Below are 21419 nucleotides of genomic sequence, written 5' to 3'. Positions count from 1 at the left end.
TTGTGACTCACCACCGCCCCGCGCGACGGGCCGCCAGGGGCGTCAAGGGCGCCGCTCGCGGCCCGATCCCCGGCGTGGACGGGGTTCCCGGAGCGGGCGGCACCGCCCCGGGCCGTGGGCGATCCCCGCGCGGGGGCGGGACGGGCGACGCCGGCGCCCTCGCGCCCTCGGTTTCGCGGCCGCCGCGCGCGGCCCCCTTGACCGCCTGGGACCGGTCCACAGTCAGGGGGCATCAAACACCCCGTAGATCACCACAGGGGCACGATTCACTCAAAAGAAGCACGCGACCAACCTGTGTATCTGTGCGATCGTGGACAAGGCGGGGCAAGTTCTCTGGAGACGCCAGACCGCGTTGGTGACTGAGGGTGATAGAGCGTGATGGAATCCCCGGTACCGCACGAACCCCCCATCTATCGCCGGATAGCGGACCAGCTCCGCCAGGCGATCCTGGCCGGCGAGCTGCGCGACGGGGACCGGCTACCGGGGGAGAACGCCCTGATGTCGGAGTACGGCATCGCCAGGGCGACCGCACGCCAGGCGCTCGCCGTCCTGATCAACGAGGGCATGGCCGTGCCGAAACGAGGCTCGGGCGTCTACGTGCGCCAGTTCCGGCCCATCCGCCGGCACGGCTCGCGCCGCCTGTCGCGCGAGCAGTGGGGCACGGGACGCGCCATCTGGGACTCCGACACCAGCGGGCGCCCGTACTCGGTGGACGACCTGACCGTCACCCTGGAGGCGGCGGCGGACGACGCCGCGCGGGTGCTCGGGTGCGAGCAGGTGTGGGTGCGGCGGCGGCGCTACTCCGTGGACGGCCGTCCGGTGCAGCTCGCGGCGTCGCACTTTCCCTCGGAGCTGGTGACCGGCACGCCCATCACCGACGCCGACACCGGCCCCGGCGGGGTGTACGCCCGCCTGCACGACCTCGGCCACGCTCCCGTGCACTTCACCGAGGAGGTGCGCGCCCGGATGCCCACCCCGGAGGAGAGCGCCAAGCTGGGCCTGCCCGCCGGCACCCCGGTCATCGTGGTGTTCCGCTCGGCGTACGCGGCCGGGGGCGGCGCGGTCGAGCTCAACAAGATGATCATGGACGCGGCCTCGTATGTACTTCAGTACGACTTCGACGCCTGAGTCAAGGCGGATCGTCAAGCGTTAGGTTGACCTGTCCACCCCGAACCTTGATTTCTCTAGAGATGTCCCTCAACGTGAGGGGGGAACGGTACAAAACAGGCCCGCATCGCGGGACGGGAAGGGTGGACGGGATGTCGTTTGACCGGCACCTCGCCGAAATCGCCCGGGAATTCCCCGACTGGACCATCTGGAGAAGTGACGCCGGACGGTGGTGGGCCACCCGGCACCACCCGCTCACCGAGCGGCAACGCGATGCGGGGTGCGCCATGACGATCGACGCCGACGACCCCGAGGGGCTGCGCCGGACACTCGTGGCACAGCAGGAGCTCAAGGCCTCGATCGATCGCGAGACCTGATCGCCGGTGAGGCGAGGGCGTGGAAACCTCCGACCCTATCGGGGGCGGAGGTTTCCCGCCGGCGGCTCACGGCCGGTGCGTGGGCGTCTCGTCGTCGTCGGGACGGCCCGGCACCTTGGACAGGTGGACGTCGGAGTGCTCGAAGAAGCCCCTGATGCGCCCCTTGACCGGCTCGTCCTCCCCGCTGACGTGACCGGTGTCACCCGACTCGGCGCCGGACGGCTGCTCGCCGTGCGGCACGCGGGCGTCGAACAGGCCACGGGAGTCGGGCTCGCCCTCGCCGGGAGCGTCGGCGGCGGCCCGCGCCTCGGCCTCGGGGGCCGGCCCGGCGTCCTGGGGCGCCGCGCCGAAGCCGGGCCCGAACCCGGGCTGGGGCGCGTCGCCGAACGGCGCGACGGCCGCCGGGCGGACGGCGTCGCCGGGCGAGGGCTCGTCGAGGTGCAGGGCGGCCTCGTCGGCACCCCGGCGCAGCTCGCCGGGGTGGAACGCGTCAGCCTGACGACCCGGGACGTCGGGGTCGTCGAAGACGCCGTCCGGGCCGGACGGGGCGTCGGCCTCCCGCCGCTCGCCGGGCTCGCCCACGACCGCGTCGCGGGGCGAGTCGTCGAGCACGACCCGCACGGAGTCGAGCTCGTCGGCCGCCGGACCGCCGGCGGGGACGTCGTCGACCGTGCCGATCGGGGGCGCCGGGGGCAGCACCGCCGCCTCGTCGACCAGCGGCCCGGCCCCCTTCTCGCGCTGCAGGAGGTCGCTGAGCACCGAGCCCATCTCGCCGAGGCGGCGCATGACCTCCCCGTGGGTGTCGGTCAGGTAGGTGACCCTGCGGCCGGTGTGCTCGTCGAGTGAGGCGGCGCGCCGCTGCGCGGACGCCAGCATGTCGCCGGCGTCGGCCCTGGCCGCCTTCAGCGTGGCCTCGGCCTCCGCCCTGGCGGCGCCGAGCGTGGACTCGGCCTCGGCGCTCGCCTCGGACACCAGCCGCTCGGCCTCGTGCTGCGCGGTGGTCAAGGCCCTGTCGGCCTCGGCGCGGGCGTCGCGCAGGGTCTCCTCGGACTCCGAACGCGCCGCGCCCAGAGCCTCCTCGGCGTCGGCGCCGGCCTGCGCCAGCAGGCGCTCGGCCGCGGCGGTGGCCTCGTGCACCCGGCGCTCGGCCTCCGCCTGCGCGGCGGCGAGCATGCGCTCGACCTCGGCCGTGGCCTCCTCGCGCACCTTGGCGGCGTCGGTGTCGGCGCTCTGGCGCTTGGCGAGCGCCTCCTCCTCGCCGAGCTTGAGGATCGCGCTCAGCCGCTGGCCGAGCTCGTCGTAGTCCTGGGGGGCCTCCGCCAGGCGGCGGCGGGCCTCCGCGAGCTCGATTCGCCCCTGCTCGGACTGGTCGATGGACCGGGCCAGCCGTTCCTCCAGGTCGCGGATCTGGTTGCGCATTCGGCCCATGTGGTCGTGGACCTGGCGGCGGCTGTATCCGCGCATCACGACCTCGAAGCCGAGGTCCTCGTGCATCATGTCCGGGAAGCTGTCGTGCTGGTTCGTCATGGCTGAGCCCTGGGGGTCCTGATTCGAGTGGGGGTTTCGTCCGGTGCGGAGACGTCAGGACACGACTTTCCTGCCATCGGCCCGAGTCCGCAACCCGAACGCCCGACCTCTTGGGAACGATTGAGCCCGCGCCGGGGGCGCGACCCGGCGCGGGGGTGCCGGGCCGTCCGTGAGATCATCGAGGGCATGAGCGAGCGCATCCTTCCCGGCCGGGGGGAGCCCCCCTCGCCGTACATCGCCGCGCTCGACGAGGGCGTGCCGTCCGTCCACCCCGAAGCCTATGTGGCCCCGACCGCCGTGGTCGTGGGCAGGGTGCGTCTCGGGCGGGCCACCAGCGTGTGGTACGGCTCGGTGCTGCGCGGCGACGACGAGGCGATCGACGTCGGCGAGGAGTGCAACCTCCAGGACCTGTGCTGCCTGCACGCCGACCCCGGCTTCCCCGCCGTGCTGGACGACCGCGTCAGCGTCGGGCACCGCGCGGTGGTGCACGGGGCGCGGGTGGAGTCCGGCGCGCTGGTCGGCATCGGCGCCGTCGTGCTGAACGGCGCGCGTGTCGGCGCCGGTTCGCTCGTGGCGGCCGGCTGCGTGGTCACGCCGGGCACCACGGTGCCGGCCGGCGTGCTGGTGGCCGGGGTCCCGGGCAGGGTCGTCCGGGAGCTGACCGACGCCGACCGCGCCTCCTTCGCCCGCACGCCCGCCAACTACGTCGCCAAGGCCGCCCGCCACCGCGCGGCACGCCCCCTGTCCTGACCGAAGGCCCGTCGCGGGCCCGGGAGCCTGGCCGCTCACGCCAGTAGCATGGCGGCCGTGCACTGGGATCCATTCGAGGCGATCGAGCGCGACGTCCGCGCGATGGTCGCCGATTCCCGGTGGGCCGGCGTCCCGGACGCCACCCAGGTCCAGGCGATGACGGCCCGCGTCCTGCGGGCCCAGGACGACTCCTGCTGGCTGTTCGGCCGGCACGCGCGCTGGCACCGCCACGACCGCTCCGACGGGCGGTGGCACCTGTCGGCGCCCCCGCTGGACCCCCGCGTGCGCGCGAGCGCCCTGCCCGCGCACCCGGCGCCGGTGATCCCGGTGGAGCTGCTGCCCGCGGCGAGCGACCTGGAGTTCGACCGCGGCTCCACCCAGGGCTTCGTCGGCCCCGACGTGCCCGGCCCCATCACCGAGGGCCTGCGCCTGCTGCTCGGCGCCCGGCGCGGCCTGCGCGAGGAGCCGCCGTTCGTCGTGGGGCCGCTGAGCGGCACCTTCTTCGCCGACGTGCCCGCGACGGTGGCCACGGTGTGGGGCACGGTCATGTGGTGCGCCTACGCGCCCGCGTTCGACGGCAACGAGGTGCTGCTGTCGATGTTCGGCGAGTTCCTCGCCCGCCCGCTGCCGGGCGACGAGTGGGTGCGGTGGCTGCCCCCGGTGCCGCTGGAGGCGCTGGTCGCGCCGTACGCCGAGCGGCTGGCCCGGGGCGCGCAGGGCGCGGCGCTGGGGCTGGCGGGGCTGATGGCCGAGACGGCGCGCCTGCTGGCGTCCGACCCCCGCTTCGCGCCCCGCGCCACCGCCCTGCTGGCCATGGTGGAGCCGCTGCGCGCGCGTCCCTGGCTCGACCACTCCGCCAGGGACGCCGAGAAGGTGCGCGCCGCCTGGCTGGCGCGCTGCCCGGCGGGCCTGCGGGGGGCCCTCCTGGCCGAGACCGCCCCTGAGCGGCACTTCCAGCACTGCCTGTACGACATGGTTCGGGCGCTGGGGTTCGTGACCGCGCAGGGGGGCGATCCTCGCGCGACGGCCGCGTCGCTGCTCGCCGCCGACGTCGACGCGGTGGCGCCGGACGTCGCACCACAGCTCTACCCGTTGCTGGACGCCGAGTTGCGCCGGAAGTACATCGTCGCGCTGTCTGAGCCGGGCCACGCGCTGCGCGACTGCTGGCCGAGGGACGGCGAGCCCTCCGCCGTCCTGCGTCCGCCCGACCGCGCGTCGGCGGCGGCGCTGCTGGGGGCCGCGTACGCGACGGGGCTGGCGTGGTGCCGGCTGACGGCCACCGAGCCGCCCGAGCGCGGCTTCCCCGCGTCCGCGGCGACGGTGAGCTGCCTGATCGCCCACCGCGACGATCCGCTCCCCGCTCCGGCCGCATCCGGCGACCCCTCGCGCCGCTGAGCGCCGGGCGGAGTCACAGGCACCTCTGCGGAATGGATTCGTCACTCGTGACCACAGGGCGGTGACCCAAACGGTTTATACGGTTATTTCATGCTTACTTGGCGTATATCATTCCCGGGCCCCTTATCTGCGGCTTTGGCTGAATTGTGATCTCCGAACCGGGAAATGGTCTCCACAGGGACTCGGGTGGGGTTGGCGAATGGTCCCGATGGGCCATGTCGTCCAAACCCGCCCGGTCGTAACCTCGAAGAGGGTGTGGGCTGCGGAAGGAAGGACGACGCGGTGGGGCACGACAACCTGGACTCACGAGTCCATGACCGTGTCGCGTTGGACGAGATCGCGCTCTACGCGGAGGTGCTCAGCGCCGTCGCCGTCAGCGAGCGAGAGCTGACGATGGATGAGCTCGACAACGCGCTTGGCTTGCGGACTACGGTGAGCCACTGAGAGATCTCACAGAACTGGTCCCGGACTCCTCGGGGTTCGGGACGGTTTTGTGAAAGACCTCCGGGTGCACCCCACGGACTAGTCACATAAGGGTGGGGAAACCCCAAAAGCCCCTAAGACCGCACTAGCCTCGCTATCGCCGCCGAGGCCTCCTTCACCTTCGCCTCCGCCTCGGGGCCGCCCGCGCTGATCGCGTCGGTGACGCAGTGGCCGATGTGGTCCTCCAGCAGCCCCAGCGCGACCGCCTGCAAGGCGCGCGTCGCGGCCGACACCTGGGTCAGGACGTCGATGCAGTAAGCATCCTCCTCGACCATGCGCTGGAGCCCGCGGATCTGCCCCTCGATACGCCGCAGCCTGGTCAGGTAGGCCTGCTTGTCTCCGCTGTACCCGTGCATAACGTCCACGATACCTCGTCGGGGTATCTCACCGGGGGCGAAGAGCGGCCACGAGCTCCTCCCAGCGGCCGGCGACGGCGGGGGCCGCGTGCCCCGCGGCCGACTCCCGGGCCCCCGCGCCCAGCACCACGCGGCGGCGCTCGTCGTCGATCAGCGCGAGCAGCGCCGCGGCGAACGCCTCCACCTCGCCCTCGCCCCGGGGGACCAGCACGCTGTCGCGCCCGGCGGTCACGTACTCCCCCGGACCACGCGACCCCTCGAAGCCGACCACCGGCACCCCGCACCCCAGCGCCTCGATCACCGTCATGCCCGGCGTCTCGGCGTGGGAGGTGACGGCGACGATGGACGCCTTGGCGAACTCGCCCGGCAGGTCGGGCGTGGTGCCCATGAAGTACACGTTGTTGTGCAGGCTGAGCCGTCCGACCAGCGCCCGCAGCCGCTTCTCCTCGGGCCCGCCGCCGTACAGGCGCAGCCGCCAGTCGGGACGTTTGTCCGCCACGACGGCGAACGCCTGGATGAGCACGTCGAACGCCTTGCCCGGCAGCCAGCGCCCGCCGGCCGACACGACGCGGTTGTCCATGCGGGAGCGCGGCCACGGCTCGGGCGCGAGCGCGTCCGGTATGACGTGGACCGGCGGGCCGCCGCCGTCCAGGAACCGGGTGTACTCCTCGCCCGCCGTCTCGGTGGACGCGACGACGGCGTCCAGCTTGGGGTAGAACCGGCGGACCGGCCCCGGGACCGCCGGGCGGCTCCACTCGCGCGCGATGCGCACGGTGTCGCGTGGAACGTGCCGAACCGCCTGCACACTGAGGCCCGGCCTGGTGGTGACCAGCACGTCGCAGCGCATGCTCCGCAGCGTGCGCCACAGTGCCATCTCCGTGCGCATCTGGCCCGGGGGCAGCAGGTGGCGCACCCCGGGGCGCGCGTCGACGAGCCAGCGCAGTGAGATCGCCGGGTCCACGGGGAAGAACGGCGCCTCGCGCACCCTGCGGACGCTGACGATCTCGACCTCGTGCCTGGACGCCAGCTCGGTGGCGAGGTTGAGCACGGCCCGGGTGTCGCCGCGCATTCCGTACGCGGAGGGGACCAGGAAGACGAGCCTCATCCCCCGACCTCCAGGCGGAGCTCGTCGTCGGCGGTGTAGGAGGGGCGCACCGGGACGCCGTCCACCTCGGTGTCGGGGTAGTGCACCCGGCGCCGCTTGCCGTCGACGTCGTCGATGCGCCCGCCGAGCGCCAGCGGCGCGTCCAGCCCCTCGACCTCCAGCGACGGCCGCCACGAGCCCTCGTAGCCGGGCGCCGCGGCGATCACGTCGCACAGCGAGAGCGCGGCGTGGAACCGCACGCCCTTGACGGTGGCGGCCGCGGTCACGGCGGTGCCGGGCTCGGAGGCGCGGCGCAGCGCCAGCCGGGCCGTGTGGTGGGCGTCGTCGTCGTCGAAGCCGGTGTAGGCGAGCAGGCCGGTCACCTCGAAGCGCCCCTCGCGGAACCAGACGGCGCGGACGTCGGCCACCGGCTCGGCGGCGCTGATCTTGACCGCGAGGTGGCCGTTGAGCGTGCGGTAGGCCCGGTAGGCGAGCGTGCGGCGGCTCAGCGCGTAGGCGTCCAGCCGGTCGAGGGAGAAGCCGGGGTCGACGGACTGCACCCGGGTGCGCCCGTTCGAACCCTTGCGCCCGGGCCCGCCCTGTTCGAGGTAGGCGTCCCAGCGGCCCGGGCTCAGGCCCAGGGGCGCCAGCGAGACCGCCACCGAGACGTCACGCGCGGCCTCGCCCGACGGGCCGAGCACCACCTTGCTCTCGGTGCCCGTGCCGCGCTGCCGGAGGACGAGGCTCGTCCCTTCGGCCAGGGGCTCCTGCACGGAAAGACGCAGGGAGAGGACGTCCGCCAACGTGACCTCGGCATCGGTAACGACAACGCGCACCGGCGCCTCCTCCCCGTCGATCGAGCCGCAACGTTGAGGTTACCGTGATATGGACGTTATGTGGAGAACGTTCTTCCGGTGACCGCTCGCCGAGGGTAGCGGAGGTGGTGACGGCGGCTCGACGGACCCCCGCCCAGGCCATGACGGGCCGGCCGCGCGGCCTTGACGGGACGGCACCACAACCATGATCGTCCGGCCCCACGACCGTGGCCGGCCGCCCCGCGCGCCTTGACCGGCCGGGCCAGCGGCCTTGACCAGCTGGCCCGAGGGCCGTGGTCGCGGCCTCAGGCCTTGACCGGGCGGCCCTTCACCGAGGTCACCAGGAGCTGGGCCACGTCCACGACCTCCAGCGACTCCTTGGCCGCGCCGCTGTTCTTCTTCTCGTTGATCGCGTCGCCCAGCATGACGAGGCAGAACGGGCAGGCCGTCGACACGGTGTCCGGATCGGTGGTCAGCGCCTCGTCCACCCGCTCGGTGTTGATGCGCTTGCCGATGCGCTCCTCCATCCACATGCGCGCGCCGCCCGCCCCGCAGCAGAAGCCGCGGTCCTTGCAGCGGTGCATCTCCTGGGTCTGGACGCCGGGCACCTTGGCCATGATGTCGCGCGGCTGGGAGTACACCTTGTTGTGGCGCCCGAGGAAGCACGGGTCGTGGTAGGTGATCCTCTGCTCGATCGGCGTGACCGGCGTGAGCCTGCCCTCCTCCACCAGCTTGGCCAGGAGCTGGGTGTGGTGCACCACCTCGTAGGTGCCGCCGAGCTGCGGGTACTCGTTCGCCAAAGTGTTGAAGCAGTGCGGGCAGGTGGCGACGATCTTCTTGACGCCGGCCTCGTTCAGCGTCTCGATGTTCTGCTGGGCCAGCATGTTGAACAGGAACTCCATGCCCAGCCGTCGCGCCGGGTCGCCGGAGCAGGCCTCCATCGGGCCGAGCACGCCGAACTTCACGCCGGCGACGTCCAGCAGCTCGGCGACGGCCTTGGTGGTCTTCTTGGCCCTGTCCTCCAGGGCGCCCGCGCAGCCGACCCAGAAGAGGTACTCCAGGTCGTCGGGCACCTTGTCCTCGATGACCTGGACCTCGATGGGGTCGACCTCGCGGGAGGCGAGCTCCTCGATCCACTCGGCGCGCTTCATCTCGGACATCCCCCACGGGTTGCCCTTGTTCTCCAGGTTCTTGAGCATGACGCCGGCCTCGGAGGGGAAGCTCGACTCGATCATGACCTGGTAGCGCCGCATGTCGATGATGTGGTCGATGTGCTCGATGTCGACCGGGCACTGCTCGACGCACGCTCCGCAGTTGGTGCACGACCACAGCACGTCGGGGTGGATGACGCCGTCCACGCCGACCAGGGGCTTGCCCGCCAGCGCCAGCACGTCCTCCGGCAGCTTGGCCCGCTCCTCCTCGCTCGCCATCAGGTAGGGGGCGATGGCGAAGGCGTGGTCGCGCTGGTCGAGGATGAGCATCTTCGGCGACAGCGGCTTGTCGGTGTTCCACGCCGGGCACTGCGACTGGCACCTGCCGCACTCGGTGCAGGTGTAGAAGTCGAGGAAGCCCTTCCACGTGGTGTCCTCGATCTTGCCCCGGCCGAAGACGTCGGTGTCGGGGTCGGCCTCCTCGAAGTCGAGCACCTTGCCGTTGCTGCGCATCTCAGGCACCGCGCCCATGCCGTCGGGACGGCGGGAGAACAGCACGTTCAGCGGCGCGGTGAAGATGTGCAGGTGCTTGCTGTTCACCACGATCACGAGGAACACCAGCATGACGCCGATGTGCAGCAGCAGGCCGATCGGCTCCAGCGCGTGGTTGGCCGAGGAGCCGAGGTTGCGCAGCAGCGCGGCGACCGCCTCGGAGCCGAAGGCCCCGGAGGCGTACGGGAAGTTCCCGGTGTTGATCGCGGCGCCGCGGAAGAGGAACAGCGACCAGATCACGTTGAAGATCATGAAGAGGATCAGCCACGCGCCGCCGAGGTGGGAGCCGGCGAAGCGCGACCGGCGTCCCAGCTTCTTGGGCGAGTTCGCGACGCGGATGGCCGCGAAGGCCGCCAGGCCGCCCAGGCAGGCCACCGCGATGAGGTCCTGGAGGAACCCGAGGACCGGCCAGGTGCCGATCAGCGGGATGTGGAAGTCGGGCGTGCCGGTGACCGCGCCCTGGATCAGCGCGCCGTACGCCTCCAGGTAGACGCTCGCGAGGATCACGAACGCCCAGAAGACCAGGAAGTGCGCCACGCCCGAGGGGGTCCACTTCAGCAGCTTCTTCTGGGCGAACACCTCGACTAGCTGCGCCTTCAGCTCCGCGCCGATGTTCTCCTTGGCGTACTGCGCCCGCTCGGGGGCGGGCTGGCCGCTCGTCGCGAGGCTGTAGAGCCACTTCGCGCGGCGACCGGCGAGCGCGACGGCCACAGCGGTCATCACGAGCCCGATGATCGCGACAAGGAGCACGAGTCCTCCAAAGTACGGCGTTGGCTGCCCAGCGTAGACACGACGGTCATCCACCTTGACAGCGAGACCACTCCGAATGATACCCGTCAGTAACTTATGACCGGACAGGGGTGGTCCCCTTGTCGGGTCGATACTAGAACAATGCTCTGGCAAAAGCTCGCAGGCTGATCAAGTGGTCCGAAACGGCGTCCGAGGGCCCGCTCAGGCCTCGCCCAGATACCGCTGGACCGTCGGCGCCAGCAGCTCCACCAGCTCGTCGATGCCGACCGACGCCAGCGGCTCCACGGCCAGCACGTACCGCAGGAGGACCACGCCGAACATCTGCGCGAAGGCCACCTCCATGCGGATCGGGGGGATGTCGAGGCCCTGCGCCACCCGGGTCACCACGGCCTGGGTCAGGAACTCGCGCATCATCGCCACGATCTTCTCGTTGGTCGTGGCGCTGCGCACCAGGGCCAGCACCGGCTCGCGGGCCAGCGGATCGGCGGTCATCGTCAGCACGAACCTGACCACGCGCTCGCCGATCTCCTCGCGCGGCCCCTGCAGGACGAGGGGGAGCGCCTTGGCGGGATCGAGCGGCAACCGCAGCGCGGCGACGAAGATGCCCTCCTTGGTGTCGAAGTAGTGGTGCACCAGCGCGGGATCGACCCCCGCCTCGCGGGCGATGCCGCGGATCGTCGCCTTGTCGAAGCCCTTGTCGGCGAAGATCCTGCGGGCGGCGGTGACGATCTCGCCGCGCGTGTCGGCCGCCCCCGGCCGGCGCCCGGGACGACGCCCGCGCGTCGACACCCGCGCGGTCTCCGCGCCTTCCCGCTCAGTCATCGGCCGCCCCCGCCCGTACCAGCCGCACCGTCGGAGTAGATCACGTCGTGGAGGAGGCGGCGAAGTGCAGCCTGGCGAAGGCCAGCCCCTCGGCGAGGTCGTCGATGCGCTCGCTGCGCCCGGTGGCCTTGCGCGTGTTGATCTCCAGCACGATGAGGCCGCCGTACCCGGCGGTGGCGAGCCGCTCCAGGATGCGGGCGCACGGCTGGCTTCCCCGGCCGGGCACCAAATGCTCGTCCTTGTTGGTGGTGCCGACGCCGTCGGCGAGGTGCAGGTGGGCCAGCCGGTCGCCCAGCTTCTCGGCCATCTCCAGGGCGTCGGAGCCCGAGACGGCCGTGTGCGACAGGTCGAGGGTCACCTGCGGGTAGTCCTGGTCGACGGGATCCCACCCCGGGGAGTAGGGGACCACCTCGGTGCCGCGGGCGCGCAGCGGGAACATGTTCTCCACCGCGAACACGACGTCGGTCTCCTCGCGCATGCGGGCGAGGCCGACCTCGAAGTCGCGGGCGTAGTCGCGCTGCCAGCGGAACGGCGGGTGCACCACGACGGTGCGCGCGCCCAGCCGCTCGGCGGCCTTCTGCGCCCGCACGAGCTTGGCCCACGGGTCGCGGCCCCACACCCGCTGGGTCACCAGCAGGCACGGGGCGTGCACCGCCAGCACAGGGATCTGGTAGTGGTCGGAGAGCCGCTCCAGCACGTCGATGTCCTGGCTCACCGGGTCGGCGCCCACCATGACCTCGACGCCGTCGTAGCCAAGGCGCGCCGCCAGCTCGAAGGCGTCCGGGGTGCGCTCCGGATACACCGACGCGGTGGACAAGGCGATCTTGGCGCTCGGCACTCGGATGACGTCGGTCACAACTGCCAGCCTAAGCCGGGGCGTGGCCAGGTGGCGCTCCGCAACCCGGATGCCGCCAAGATAGGCGGCCCACGCGTCCTCCCCCGCCGCCGCTAGCGTGTGGGCATGGCGCGGATCGTGAACGGGGCCATCCCCAGCCCGAACATCTGGAACACCCCGGCGGTCTACGAGCTGGAGAACCGGGCCGTCGACCCCGACGGCGTCGTGGACGCGGCGATGGCCGCGATCCGGCCCTGGACGGGCGCCGTCGTGCTGGACATCGGCTGCGGCACCGGCTACCACCTGCCCGCGTACGCCGCCACGGCGAGCACGGTCGTCGGCGTCGAGCCGCACTCGGGGCTGGCGGCGCTCGCCGCCGAGCGCTGCCGGGGGCTGGCAGGCGTCTCGGTCCGCACGGCCACCGCCCAGGCGCTCCCGCTGGCGGACGCCTCCGTTGACGTCGCGGTGGCGCGCTGGGCCTACTTCTTCGGCCCCGGCTGCGAGCCGGGGTTGCGCGAGCTGTCCCGGGTGGTCCGGCGCGGCGGCGCGGCCTTCGTCGTCGACCTCGACGCGAGCCGGGGCGCGTTCGGCGACTGGTTCTCGCGGACCGTGCCCAGCTACCGCGCCGGCGACGTCGAGGCGTTCTGGTCGCGGCAGGGGTGGCAGCGTCGCGAGCTCGACCTGCGGATGACGTTCTCCTCCCGGGCCGACCTGGAGGCCGTGCTGCGCATCGAGTTCACCCCCGCCGTGGCCGAGGAGGCCATCGCGCGGACCCCCGGGCTGGAGGTCGAGTACCCCAACGTCCTGCGCTGGCGCCACTTCTGAGGTTCACTCCCCCCGCGGGACGCGACGGCTTGACCTTGACGTTGACGTCAAGGGTTAGCGTGAGCGCGGATCAGGGGAGGACCGATGCGGATCGGAGAGCTGGCCAGGCGGGCCGGGGTGAGCACCCGGGCGCTGCGCTACTACGAGCAGCAGGGGCTGCTCGCCTCGCGCAGGACGTCCAACGGCTACCGGGAGTACGACGAGTTCGACGTGAAGCTCGTCGCCGAGATCCGCTCCCTGCTCACCGTGGGCTTCACCCTGGAGGACGCCCGGCCGTTCGTCGACTGCCTGCGCGCGGGCAACCACGCCGGGAACGCCTGCCCGGAGTCGGTCGAGGTCTACCGGCGCAAGCTGGCCGAGATCGACGACGGGATCCGCACCCTGCTCCTGCGCCGGGCCGAGGTGGCGGCGCAGCTCGCCGGCGCGTGCCCGGGATGCGCGCTCACAAGAGGGGAAATCACATGATCACGCTGACCGGTGAGAACTTCACCGAACAGGTGCTGCGAAGCAGCAAGCCCGTCCTGGTGGACTTCTGGACCGAATGGTGCCCGCCCTGCCGCATGGTCGCCCCCATCCTCCAGGAGATCGCCGACGAGTACCGCGACCGCCTGACCGTGGCCAAGCTGAACGCCGAGGACCACCCCGAGATCGCCGCGAGGTACGGCGTGCTCGGCTTCCCCACCCTGGCCCTGTACCAGAACGGCGAGATGACCCGGCAGATCATCGGCGCCAAGCCCAAGCGCCTCCTGCTCGCCGAGCTCGAAGGCGGCTTCTAGCCCGCCGGGCCCGCCGGGCCGTCCGCGACCCCGGGGAGCGGGGCGGCGCCGTTTGTCGGGGAAGGCGGATAGCGTGCCCGCATGACCAAGACGCAGAAGCCCGGCTACCGGTGCGCCGAGTGCGGGTGGCGGGCCACCAAGTGGGTGGGCCGCTGCGGCGAGTGCCAGGCGTGGGGCACCGTCGACGAGGAGGGCGCCCGCTCGGGCGTGCACGTCGTCCAGGGCGGCGCGGTGACGGCTCCGGCGCTGCCGATCGGCCAGGTCAAGGCCGAGTTCGCCCGCGCGCGCACCACCGGCATAGGCGAGCTCGACCGCGTGCTCGGCGGCGGGCTGGTGCCCGGGGCCGTCGTGCTGCTGGCCGGCGAGCCCGGCATCGGCAAGTCCACGCTGCTGCTGGAGGCCGCCGCCAGCATCGCGCGCCACGAGACCGTGCTCTACGTCACCGGCGAGGAGTCCACCGCCCAGGTGCGCATGCGCGCCGACCGCATCGGCGCCATCCAGGACGAGCTCTACCTCGCCGCGGAGACCGAGATGGCGGCGCTGGTCAGCCACGTCGAGAAGGTCCAGCCGCGGCTGCTCATCGTCGACTCCGTGCAGACCATCGGCTCCGCCGCGGCCACGGGCGTTCCCGGCGGGGTGACCCAGGTGCGCGAGGTCACCGGCAACCTCGTGCGCCTGGCCAAGGAGCGCGGCATGGCGACCGTGCTGGTCGGCCACGTCACCAAGGACGGCTCGATCGCCGGCCCGCGCACGCTGGAGCACCTCGTCGACGTCGTGCTGCACTTCGAGGGCGACCGCAACTCGCGGCTGCGCATGGTCAGGTGCATCAAGAACCGCTTCGGCCCCACCGAGGAGGTCGGCTGCTTCGACCTCAACGAGCGCGGCATCCAGGGCCTGCCCGATCCCAGCGGCCTGTTCGTCTCCCGCCGCTCCGAGCCCGTTCCCGGCACGTGCGTCACGGTCACCGTCGAGGGCACCCGCCCGCTGCCGGCCGAGGTGCAGGCCCTGGTGGGGCCCACCGACGCCCAGCAGCCGCGCCGCTCGTCCTCCGGCCTCGACCCCTTCCGCGTGACGATGATCCTCGCGGTGCTCGAACGCCGCCTGAACGCCCGGCTGAGCGGCTGCGACGTCTTCACCGCCACCGTGGGCGGCATCCGGCTCAACGACCCCGCGGTCGATCTCGCCGTCATGCTGGCGGTGGCCAGCGCGGCCGGCGACCGTCCCCTGCCCTCCGGGCTGATCGTGCTGGGCGAGGTGGGCCTGGCCGGCGAGCTGCGCCCGGTGCGCGACGTCCGGCGGCGTGTGGCCGAGGCGGCGCGCCTGGGGTTCACCCACGCCCTGGTGCCCACCGGATCGCTGGAGCAGAACGCCGCGGACCCCGCCAAGGACGCTCTGCGCCCGGTCCCGGTCGACAGGCCGTCGATCCGCACGACGGGTTTCTCCCCCGGCTTCGAGGTCACAGAAGCCGAGAACGTGTGGGACGCGCTCACGCATGTCACCTGATCGGCGCGCCCGACACAGGCCCACGGCGCGCCCGCGCCGGTAAACTGGGGGGCGTCAGCGACCAGCGGGGGCCATGTGGCAAACAACGACAAGGGGATCGACGAGCGCAGACGTTCCATCCTTGCGAAGCTCGCTCCGGGCACCGATCTGCGCGACGGCCTTGAGCGCATCCTACGCGGGCACACCGGGGGTCTCATCGTGCTCGGCTCGGACGCCACGGTCGAGGGCGTCTGCACCGGCGGGTTCACGCTCGACGTCGAGTTCTCCGCGACGCGCCTGCGTGAGCTGGCCAAGATGGACGGCGCGATCGTGCTCGACCGCGCCGCCAACAAGATCGTGCGGGCGGCCGTCCATCTCGTCCCCGACTCCACGATCCCCACCAACGAGTCCGGCACGCGCCACCGCACCGCCCAGCGGGTGGCCCGGCAGACCGGCTTCCCGGTGATCTCGATCAGCAAGTCGATGCGCATCATCGCGCTCTACCTCGACGGCGTCCGGTACGTCCTGGAGGAGTCCGCGGTGATCCTCTCCAAGGCCAACCAGGCGCTCGCCACGCTCGAACGCTACAAGCTGCGGCTCGACGAGGTGTCGGGCACGCTGTCGGCGCTGGAGATCGAAGACCTGGTGACCGCCCGCGACGTCGCCGTGGTGGTGCAGCGGCTCGAGATGGTGCGGCGCATCGCGGGCGAGATCGAGGGGTACGTCGTCGAGCTGGGCACCGACGGGCGCCTGCTGTCGCTGCAGCTCGCCGAGCTCGTCGCCGGGGTCGAGGAGGACCGCGACCTCATCATCCGCGACTACCTCCCCACCGGCGCCACCGAGCGCCGCCCGCGCCGGGTGGCCGAGTCGCTCGCGGCGCTCGACCGGCTGTCCCCGGCCGATCTCCTCGACCTCCCGGCCGTCGCCGACGTCCTCGGCCACGCCGGCTCCGACGCCCTCGACGGCCCGGTCAGCCCCAAGGGGTTCCGCCTGCTGGCGAAGGTCCCGCGCCTCCCCGCCAGCGTGGTCGACCGCCTGGTCGACCACTTCGGCAGCCTGCAGAAGCTCCTGGCCGCCAGCACCGACGACCTCCAGTCGGTGGGCGGCGTAGGCGAGTCCCGCGCCCGCAGCGTCCGCGAGGGCCTGTCCCGCCTGGCCGAGGCCTCCATCCTGGAGCGCTACGTCTAACCCCCGGAGCGACACAACCCCGACCATGCCCCGCGACACCCCGACGAGGCCCGTCCCACCAGGCCGAAGTCTCCACCCCGCAGCGCTACGTCTGACCGCCGGAGCGACCCGGCCCGACCAGCCGGCGAGGCCCCCCGACGACGCCCGCGAGAGCCCGTCCCCGCCGGGCCGAAGCCTCCCTCCTGGGGCGTCTGACCGGCCGGAAGGGTCAGTGCAGGTGGAAGACCACCTTGTGGCTCTTCGCGGCGCCCAGGCGCGCCATGGCGACGTAGGTGCCCTTGCGGGCCTTCGTGCGCGGGGCACCGCAGTGCGGCGCCGAGCGGCGGCGGTCCCAGGCGACGGTGCTCACGTGCGGCACACCGCGCCGCAGCCGTTTGATCTCCTCGCGCTCGCCGCTCAGGCAGTCGGCGGTCGACCACACGCGGTCGGCGCCGGAGGTGATGCGCGTCTCCACCGCCGTCGGCCCGAGGTCCACGGTGCAGGGCAGCCGGCCGGTGTTGACGACGGTGAGCAGGAACCGCGGCGTCCGCTTCCCGGCGTACACCCGTGCCTCGCCCTGGAGGCTGACCACGAGGTCGGGCCGCCGGCACGGGTCGCCGGGGCGCCGGGGACGGCCGGGCGACGACGGTGACGGCTTCGGGCCGGCGCCGCGTCCGGCCTCGGGCCGCGGGGAAGCCGGGGACGGGGCGGCGCTCGCGGAGGCCTGCGGCGGCGCGGCACCCGGCCGCACGGCGGGGTCCTTCCCCGATCGGCCGGGCGGCTTGTCGCCCGACCCGCCGGTGGCGCTGGTGCAGGCCCACGCCACGACGGCGACCACCACGAGCGCGCCGGTCAGCACCGCGACCCTGCGGCGCCAGTAGACCTCCGGCCCCTCGACACCCACGTCACCACGGAACGTGTCCGGATCCATACTCATAGTATGGAGAGTCGTGCCCCCCGGAGAGGTGTCGACCCGCCGATTCCGACACCCCCCGCCGCCCCCAGACCAGACAGATCCCCATACATCCCCCACCCCCACCACCGGACGACCCGTGTCCTCCAAGCCGGGGCGAAGCGGCGCGACCTGCCCCCAGACCGGGCGGGCGCGGAGCGGACGCCGCCGTTCGCCAAGCGAAGCCGGGAGGGTTCCGCAGTACGGCCCGACCCGGCACGGGGTGGACGGACGGTGTGGGGCAATGGAATGAGACAGCGCTGTCGTTCACCAGCAGAGGAGTGCTTCATGGGTACGGCTCCGGCCCGCCCTGAAGTGGGCGGCCGGTACGGGGCCTTGGGGCGAAGCGGACGGGGCGCGCGGCGGCGAACGCGGGGAGGGCCTCGTGGTACGACTTGGCCGCTCTGGAGGGGGTGGCCGGTACGGAGCGCGGGTGGAAAGGGGCGGTGTTGTTCGGCGGTGAACGCGGGGAGGGGTTCGTGGTGCGGCACTAGGCTCGGGGGGTGGGAACGGGACTGCATGCGCCGATCATGGACTGGTACGCCGAGAACGCCCGCGACCTTCCCTGGCGGCGGAGCGACGCCGGTCCCTGGGGCATCCTGGTCAGCGAGATCATGCTCCAGCAGACCCCGGTGATCCGGGTGCTGCCGGTCTGGGCCGAATGGATGGAGCGCTGGCCCACCCCGGCCGCGCTCGCCGCCGAGGCGCCGGGAGAGGCCGTGCGCCACTGGGGGCGGCTCGGGTACCCGCGGCGGGCGCTCAACCTGCACGCGTGCGCCCGCGCGATCACCGCCGAGCACGGCGGGCGCGTCCCCTCGTCCTACGACGAGCTGCGCGGCCTGCCGGGCATCGGCGACTACACCGCCGCCGCGGTCGCCAGCTTCGCCTACGGCCACAGCCACGCCGTGCTGGACACCAACGTGCGGCGGGTGCTCGCGCGTGCCGTACGGGCCGAGGAGTACCCGCCCAAGGCCACCACGTCCACGGAGCGACGGCTGGCCGAGTCCCTGATCCCCGCCGTGGACGCCCCGCGCTGGGCGGTCGCGGTCATGGAGCTCGGCGCGCTGGTCTGCACGGCCCGCGCCCCCCGCTGCGCCGACTGCCCCGTCGCCGACGCGTGCGCGTGGCGCCTGGCCGGTCGCCCCGCCTACGACGGCCCAGAACGCCGTGGGCAGACGTACGCGGGCACCGACCGCCAGTGCCGGGGGCGCCTGCTGGCGATCCTCAGGGACGCCCACGGCCCCGTCCCCAAGGCCGCCCTCGACGTCGTGTGGTCCGACGACCAGCAACGCGAACGCGCACTCGACGGCCTCATCACCGACGGCCTTGCCGAACCCCTCCCCGACGGCACCTACCGCCTCCCTACCTGAGCCCCCGTTCACCGCATTCACCGCATTCACCGCATTCCCGCACGAGACGCGGGCACCCGTGCGGGAGTCAGGTCCCACACCCCGGCGCGCGGGTGTCGAGCCGTACGGCAGATCGGTGATCGGCCTTGTGGCGTCCTCGCCCGTTCGGCGACCACCCGAGCACCGCCGCCCCCGGAAACCGGGCGGCCTCCCCTCCACACGGGACGAGCACCTCCTGTGTGGACGAGAGGCGCCCACGTCCGGCGCGTCAGTGACACCGGTAGGGCAAGACCGGTGATCGGCCCTGTGGCGTCCTCGCCTCTTGGGGCGACCCCCCGGGCACCGGCGCCCCGGAAATGGCGCCTTCGGCACGCCCGCTCAAGGCGACCCTCGCCGAGCACGCTCCTGGCGTCGCGCGGGCGACCGCCCCCTGGTTGTCCCCTGCCCTGCTCCACGTCGGGTCTTTTCGGCGGCTGAGCGAGGTTGCCAGCGGGACCGGGGGGTGCGGGATGGGTGAGGGTCGCCCTGAGAAGGATGCGCCGAAGGCACCACTTCGACGGCGACCGGTCGATCTCCGCGGGGCGGCGGCTAGTTGATCTTCAGGGGAAGGCGATCCGTTGGGCGCGGGTGGCGGTGGAGGTGCTGCGGGCGTGTGGCGAGCGGAGCTTTCAAGGGCCGGGCGGGCGGCGGGCGTCACTCCGAGTGGGTGCCGGGCCGATGACGCGAAGGCGCTGGGGGCGTGTTGGCGGGTGGGGCGTTCAGGGCCGGGCGGGCGGCGTTCCGCGCGCGCCCGGGCCGGTGCTGGGGAGGCGCCGTCGCCGTCGCGTCGCGGGGCCGGTGGGCGTGGCCAGGACCCCGCGTTGGTCAGCGCAGGGTGGGCTCGGTCAGGCGGCGAGTTTCAGGCCCAGGGCGGTGAGGTTGCGGCGGGTCCAGTCGAGCTCGTCGGCGAGGGCGGCCACCAGGGCCGCGGGGCCCTTGCCCTTGGCGGGGAGGGCCAGGCCGTGGGCCTCGACCTCGATGTGGGCTCCGCCGACGCCCGGGCCGGACAGGATTGCCGCCAGGGTGTTCTCCAGGATGGACTCGGTGGCCGGCGCCTCGCCGCTGTGGTTGTGCACGTGCCCGAGCTTGACCACCGAGGCGCCCGCCGCCGCGACGCCGGCCAGGGCGGCGCCGGGCTCCTCCACGCCGCAGGTCAGGTGGCAGGCGTCCAGGCAGACGCCGAGATACTCCGAGTCGATGCCGCACACGCGCTCCACCGCCTGCTCGGTGGTCTCCAGCACGCAGCCCGGCCACGGCTGGAACCCGACCCTGATGGTCTTGCCGGTGGCGCTGTGCAGGCCGCGCAGCTCCCGGGAGAGCCGGTCGAGCCGCCGGGAGGCGATCGAGTGCAGGTCGGCCGGCCAGTCGCGCCGCCAGCCGATGGGGATGGTCGAGATGCTGCCGAAGCGGACGTCGTCCGGCAGCAGGAAGGCGAGGATCTTCGCCAGCGCCATGGTGTAGCGGTAGCGCTCGGGCTTGGCCCAGTCGGGGCCCGGACTGTCCTGCCCCATGCCGCGGCCGCCCGCGCCGTTGAGGCTGCAGACCTCCAGGCCGCGCTCCAGCAGCGACCGGCGCAGCCGGACCAGCTCGATGCGGTCGGCGATGAGGTGGTCGGCCACCGCGGGCGCCAGCCAGAGGCCGATGCCGAGCCGGTCGACGCCGAGCCTCCTGCGTACGGGAACGGCGTAGCGGGTCAGGTGGGCGATCAGGTTCTCCAGGTCCTCCGCGGGATGCACGCCCGCGTTGTAGGACAGGTGAACGAGCGTGCCGTCCTCGTGACACAGGCGCATATCGGGTGCCTCCCAGGCGTACTACGCGTTCGACCTTCCCCCGCGCACGACCCGAGGGGTCGCGCGAGGCAGAGGTCCCCTCCCTGCCGGGAATCCGGCCCGCCCGAGTGTGCCCGGTGCGTCCCGCCCTCCGCGTCATCCCCGCAGCGCATATCCCGCTACGTCGGACGGCGCATCTCGGCGGCCGTCCCCGTGACCGGTGCACTCCCACGCCACCTGGTCGAGACTTGGCCCGATCCGCTCTACGCAGTGTAGTACTACCTTCGGTGGTGTCCAGCGAATCAGCGCATAACGATCTCACCAAAAGAGAAAGACCCCCCGTGAGTCTCCTCACAGGGGGTCTTTCGCCGATCTCCGTGCGTGACCGGAGGCCTTCGTCGCCCTACGGGCGGCGGTCGGCCGGTGCGGTGCCCGCGCCGGCGCGGCTGCTCGCGGGCTCCGTGATGGCCGCCGCGGAGTCCGGAATCTCCGGCTGCGCCTTCTGCTCGCCGACGAAGGTGAACGTGGCCGTGTCGCCCTCGCCCTCGATCGCGACCTTGACGACCTGGCCGGGGCGCAGGTCACCGTAGAGGATCTTCTCCGACAGCGTGTCCTCCAGCTCGCGCTGGATGGTGCGGCGGAGCGGGCGGGCGCCGAGCACCGGGTCGTACCCGCGCTCGGCCAGCACCTGCTTGGCCTCCGGCGTGAGCTCCAGGCCCATGTCGCGGTCCTTCAGGCGCTGGTCCACCTGGGCCAGCATCAGGTCGACGATCTTGATGATCTCGGCCGGCGTGAGCTGGTGGAAGACCACGGTGTCGTCGACGCGGTTGAGGAACTCGGGCCGGAAGTGCTGCTTGAGCTCCTCCTGCACCTTCGACTTCATGCGGTCGTAGTTGCCCTCGACGTCGTTCGACTTCGCGAACCCGACCCCGATGCCCTTGGAGATGTCCCGGGTGCCGAGGTTGGTGGTCATGATGATGACGGTGTTCTTGAAGTCGACCACGCGGCCCTGGGCGTCGGTCAGGCGACCGTCCTCCAGGATCTGCAGCAGCGAGT

20 protein-coding genes are annotated in these 21419 nt (G+C 72.7%); 10 read left to right on the top strand and 10 right to left on the bottom strand.

Annotated features, from left to right (window positions below; genetic code table 11):
* The first annotated feature begins 378 nt into the window (after positions 1–378).
* Together PYR91_RS27710 and PYR91_RS27705 are read left to right on the top strand one after the other, a co-directional pair.
* A complete protein-coding gene (locus PYR91_RS27710; RefSeq protein WP_279784387.1) occupies positions 379–1128 on the top strand; it encodes a GntR family transcriptional regulator in 750 nt (249 codons plus the stop codon).
* Between the two features lie 131 nt (positions 1129–1259).
* The gene (locus PYR91_RS27705; RefSeq protein ID WP_279784385.1) at positions 1260–1484 is read left to right on the top strand and encodes a hypothetical protein; all 225 of its coding nucleotides are present in this window, start codon (positions 1260–1262) and stop codon (positions 1482–1484) included.
* Positions 1485–1550: 66 nt separating this feature from the next.
* Here the strand turns inward: PYR91_RS27705 and PYR91_RS27700 are convergent, their stop codons facing one another.
* Entirely contained in the window at positions 1551–3011 is a 1461-nt protein-coding gene (locus PYR91_RS27700) for a hypothetical protein (RefSeq protein ID WP_279784384.1), read from the bottom strand.
* A gap of 186 nt (positions 3012–3197) precedes the next feature.
* Here PYR91_RS27700 and PYR91_RS27695 point away from each other — a divergent pair, with 186 nt between their 5' ends.
* Together PYR91_RS27695 and PYR91_RS27690 are read left to right on the top strand one after the other, a co-directional pair.
* The gene (locus tag PYR91_RS27695; protein WP_279784383.1) at positions 3198–3761 is read left to right on the top strand and encodes a gamma carbonic anhydrase family protein; all 564 of its coding nucleotides are present in this window, start codon (positions 3198–3200) and stop codon (positions 3759–3761) included.
* Between the two features lie 48 nt (positions 3762–3809).
* Positions 3810–5156, top strand: coding sequence for a hypothetical protein (locus tag PYR91_RS27690; RefSeq protein ID WP_279784382.1), 1347 nt, complete (start codon positions 3810–3812; stop codon positions 5154–5156).
* Positions 5157–5713: 557 nt separating this feature from the next.
* Here the strand turns inward: PYR91_RS27690 and PYR91_RS27685 are convergent.
* The 6 genes from PYR91_RS27685 to PYR91_RS27660 all read right to left on the bottom strand — a co-directional run bounded on the left by PYR91_RS27685 (position 5714) and on the right by PYR91_RS27660 (position 12025).
* Positions 5714–5995 (bottom strand): metal-sensitive transcriptional regulator, encoded by a 282-nt coding sequence (locus PYR91_RS27685; RefSeq protein ID WP_279784380.1) that lies wholly within the window; start codon positions 5993–5995, stop codon positions 5714–5716.
* A gap of 28 nt (positions 5996–6023) precedes the next feature.
* The gene (locus PYR91_RS27680; RefSeq protein WP_279784378.1) at positions 6024–7100 is read right to left on the bottom strand and encodes a glycosyltransferase; all 1077 of its coding nucleotides are present in this window, start codon (positions 7098–7100) and stop codon (positions 6024–6026) included.
* Positions 7097–7915, bottom strand: coding sequence for a hypothetical protein (locus tag PYR91_RS27675; protein ID WP_279784377.1), 819 nt, complete (start codon positions 7913–7915; stop codon positions 7097–7099). The genes PYR91_RS27680 and PYR91_RS27675 overlap by 4 nt, the downstream gene beginning before the upstream one ends.
* A 284-nt stretch (positions 7916–8199) precedes the next feature.
* Positions 8200–10347: a (Fe-S)-binding protein gene (locus PYR91_RS27670; RefSeq protein WP_279784375.1), complete on the bottom strand. Its 2148-nt coding sequence runs from the start codon at positions 10345–10347 to the stop codon at positions 8200–8202.
* Positions 10348–10548: 201 nt separating this feature from the next.
* Positions 10549–11169: a TetR family transcriptional regulator gene (locus PYR91_RS27665; RefSeq protein ID WP_279784374.1), complete on the bottom strand. Its 621-nt coding sequence runs from the start codon at positions 11167–11169 to the stop codon at positions 10549–10551.
* Between the two features lie 40 nt (positions 11170–11209).
* Positions 11210–12025, bottom strand: a complete 816-nt coding sequence (locus PYR91_RS27660; RefSeq protein ID WP_279784373.1) for a sugar phosphate isomerase/epimerase — start codon at positions 12023–12025, stop codon at positions 11210–11212.
* Between the two features lie 105 nt (positions 12026–12130).
* Here PYR91_RS27660 and PYR91_RS27655 point away from each other — a divergent pair, with 105 nt between their 5' ends.
* The 5 genes from PYR91_RS27655 (at position 12131) to disA (ending at position 16275) form a co-directional block, all read left to right on the top strand.
* Positions 12131–12829, top strand: a complete 699-nt coding sequence (locus PYR91_RS27655) for a class I SAM-dependent methyltransferase (RefSeq protein WP_279784372.1) — start codon at positions 12131–12133, stop codon at positions 12827–12829.
* A gap of 84 nt (positions 12830–12913) precedes the next feature.
* A complete protein-coding gene (locus tag PYR91_RS27650) occupies positions 12914–13294 on the top strand; it encodes a MerR family transcriptional regulator (RefSeq protein WP_279784370.1) in 381 nt (126 codons plus the stop codon).
* Entirely contained in the window at positions 13291–13605 is a 315-nt protein-coding gene (trxA, locus tag PYR91_RS27645) for a thioredoxin (RefSeq protein ID WP_279784368.1), read from the top strand. Before PYR91_RS27650 ends, trxA begins: the two co-directional genes overlap by 4 nt.
* An 81-nt stretch (positions 13606–13686) precedes the next feature.
* Positions 13687–15108 (top strand): DNA repair protein RadA, encoded by a 1422-nt coding sequence (gene radA / locus PYR91_RS27640; RefSeq protein ID WP_279784366.1) that lies wholly within the window; start codon positions 13687–13689, stop codon positions 15106–15108.
* 75 nt (positions 15109–15183) lie between these two features.
* Positions 15184–16275: a DNA integrity scanning diadenylate cyclase DisA gene (disA, locus tag PYR91_RS27635; RefSeq protein WP_279784365.1), complete on the top strand. Its 1092-nt coding sequence runs from the start codon at positions 15184–15186 to the stop codon at positions 16273–16275.
* Between the two features lie 208 nt (positions 16276–16483).
* Here the strand turns inward: disA and PYR91_RS27630 are convergent, their stop codons facing one another.
* Positions 16484–17185, bottom strand: coding sequence for a hypothetical protein (locus PYR91_RS27630; protein WP_279784363.1), 702 nt, complete (start codon positions 17183–17185; stop codon positions 16484–16486).
* A 551-nt stretch (positions 17186–17736) separates the two neighbouring features.
* Between PYR91_RS27630 and PYR91_RS27625 the strand changes: the two genes are divergently transcribed.
* Positions 17737–18576, top strand: a complete 840-nt coding sequence (locus PYR91_RS27625; protein WP_279784449.1) for an A/G-specific adenine glycosylase — start codon at positions 17737–17739, stop codon at positions 18574–18576.
* An 863-nt stretch (positions 18577–19439) separates the two neighbouring features.
* Here the strand turns inward: PYR91_RS27625 and PYR91_RS27620 are convergent.
* Both PYR91_RS27620 and PYR91_RS27615 read right to left on the bottom strand, forming a co-directional pair.
* Positions 19440–20384 (bottom strand): TIM barrel protein, encoded by a 945-nt coding sequence (locus tag PYR91_RS27620; RefSeq protein ID WP_279784361.1) that lies wholly within the window; start codon positions 20382–20384, stop codon positions 19440–19442.
* A gap of 382 nt (positions 20385–20766) precedes the next feature.
* A partial coding sequence (locus PYR91_RS27615) for an AAA family ATPase (protein WP_279784359.1) occupies positions 20767–21419 on the bottom strand: 653 nt, incomplete at its 5' end.

The organism is Sphaerisporangium sp. TRM90804 (genome assembly GCF_029846175.1).
Lineage (GTDB): Bacteria > Actinomycetota > Actinomycetes > Streptosporangiales > Streptosporangiaceae > Sphaerisporangium.
Note: the sequence above shows the minus strand (reverse complement) of the source record. Positions and strands in the feature narration are given on the sequence as shown.

Coding starts and splice junctions, on each gene's coding strand:
- PYR91_RS27710 (WP_279784387.1), top strand. CDS start 379: ATGGAATCCCCGGTACCGCACGAACCCCCCATCTATCGCCGGATAGCG.
- PYR91_RS27705 (WP_279784385.1), top strand. CDS start 1,260: ATGTCGTTTGACCGGCACCTCGCCGAAATCGCCCGGGAATTCCCCGAC.
- PYR91_RS27700 (WP_279784384.1), bottom strand. CDS start 3,011: ATGACGAACCAGCACGACAGCTTCCCGGACATGATGCACGAGGACCTC.
- PYR91_RS27695 (WP_279784383.1), top strand. CDS start 3,198: ATGAGCGAGCGCATCCTTCCCGGCCGGGGGGAGCCCCCCTCGCCGTAC.
- PYR91_RS27690 (WP_279784382.1), top strand. CDS start 3,810: ATGGCGGCCGTGCACTGGGATCCATTCGAGGCGATCGAGCGCGACGTC.
- PYR91_RS27685 (WP_279784380.1), bottom strand. CDS start 5,995: ATGCACGGGTACAGCGGAGACAAGCAGGCCTACCTGACCAGGCTGCGG.
- PYR91_RS27680 (WP_279784378.1), bottom strand. CDS start 7,100: ATGAGGCTCGTCTTCCTGGTCCCCTCCGCGTACGGAATGCGCGGCGAC.
- PYR91_RS27665 (WP_279784374.1), bottom strand. CDS start 11,169: ATGACTGAGCGGGAAGGCGCGGAGACCGCGCGGGTGTCGACGCGCGGG.
- PYR91_RS27655 (WP_279784372.1), top strand. CDS start 12,131: ATGGCGCGGATCGTGAACGGGGCCATCCCCAGCCCGAACATCTGGAAC.
- PYR91_RS27650 (WP_279784370.1), top strand. CDS start 12,914: ATGCGGATCGGAGAGCTGGCCAGGCGGGCCGGGGTGAGCACCCGGGCG.
- trxA (WP_279784368.1), top strand. CDS start 13,291: ATGATCACGCTGACCGGTGAGAACTTCACCGAACAGGTGCTGCGAAGC.
- radA (WP_279784366.1), top strand. CDS start 13,687: ATGACCAAGACGCAGAAGCCCGGCTACCGGTGCGCCGAGTGCGGGTGG.
- PYR91_RS27630 (WP_279784363.1), bottom strand. CDS start 17,185: ATGGATCCGGACACGTTCCGTGGTGACGTGGGTGTCGAGGGGCCGGAG.
- PYR91_RS27625 (WP_279784449.1), top strand. CDS start 17,737: ATGGACTGGTACGCCGAGAACGCCCGCGACCTTCCCTGGCGGCGGAGC.
- PYR91_RS27620 (WP_279784361.1), bottom strand. CDS start 20,384: ATGCGCCTGTGTCACGAGGACGGCACGCTCGTTCACCTGTCCTACAAC.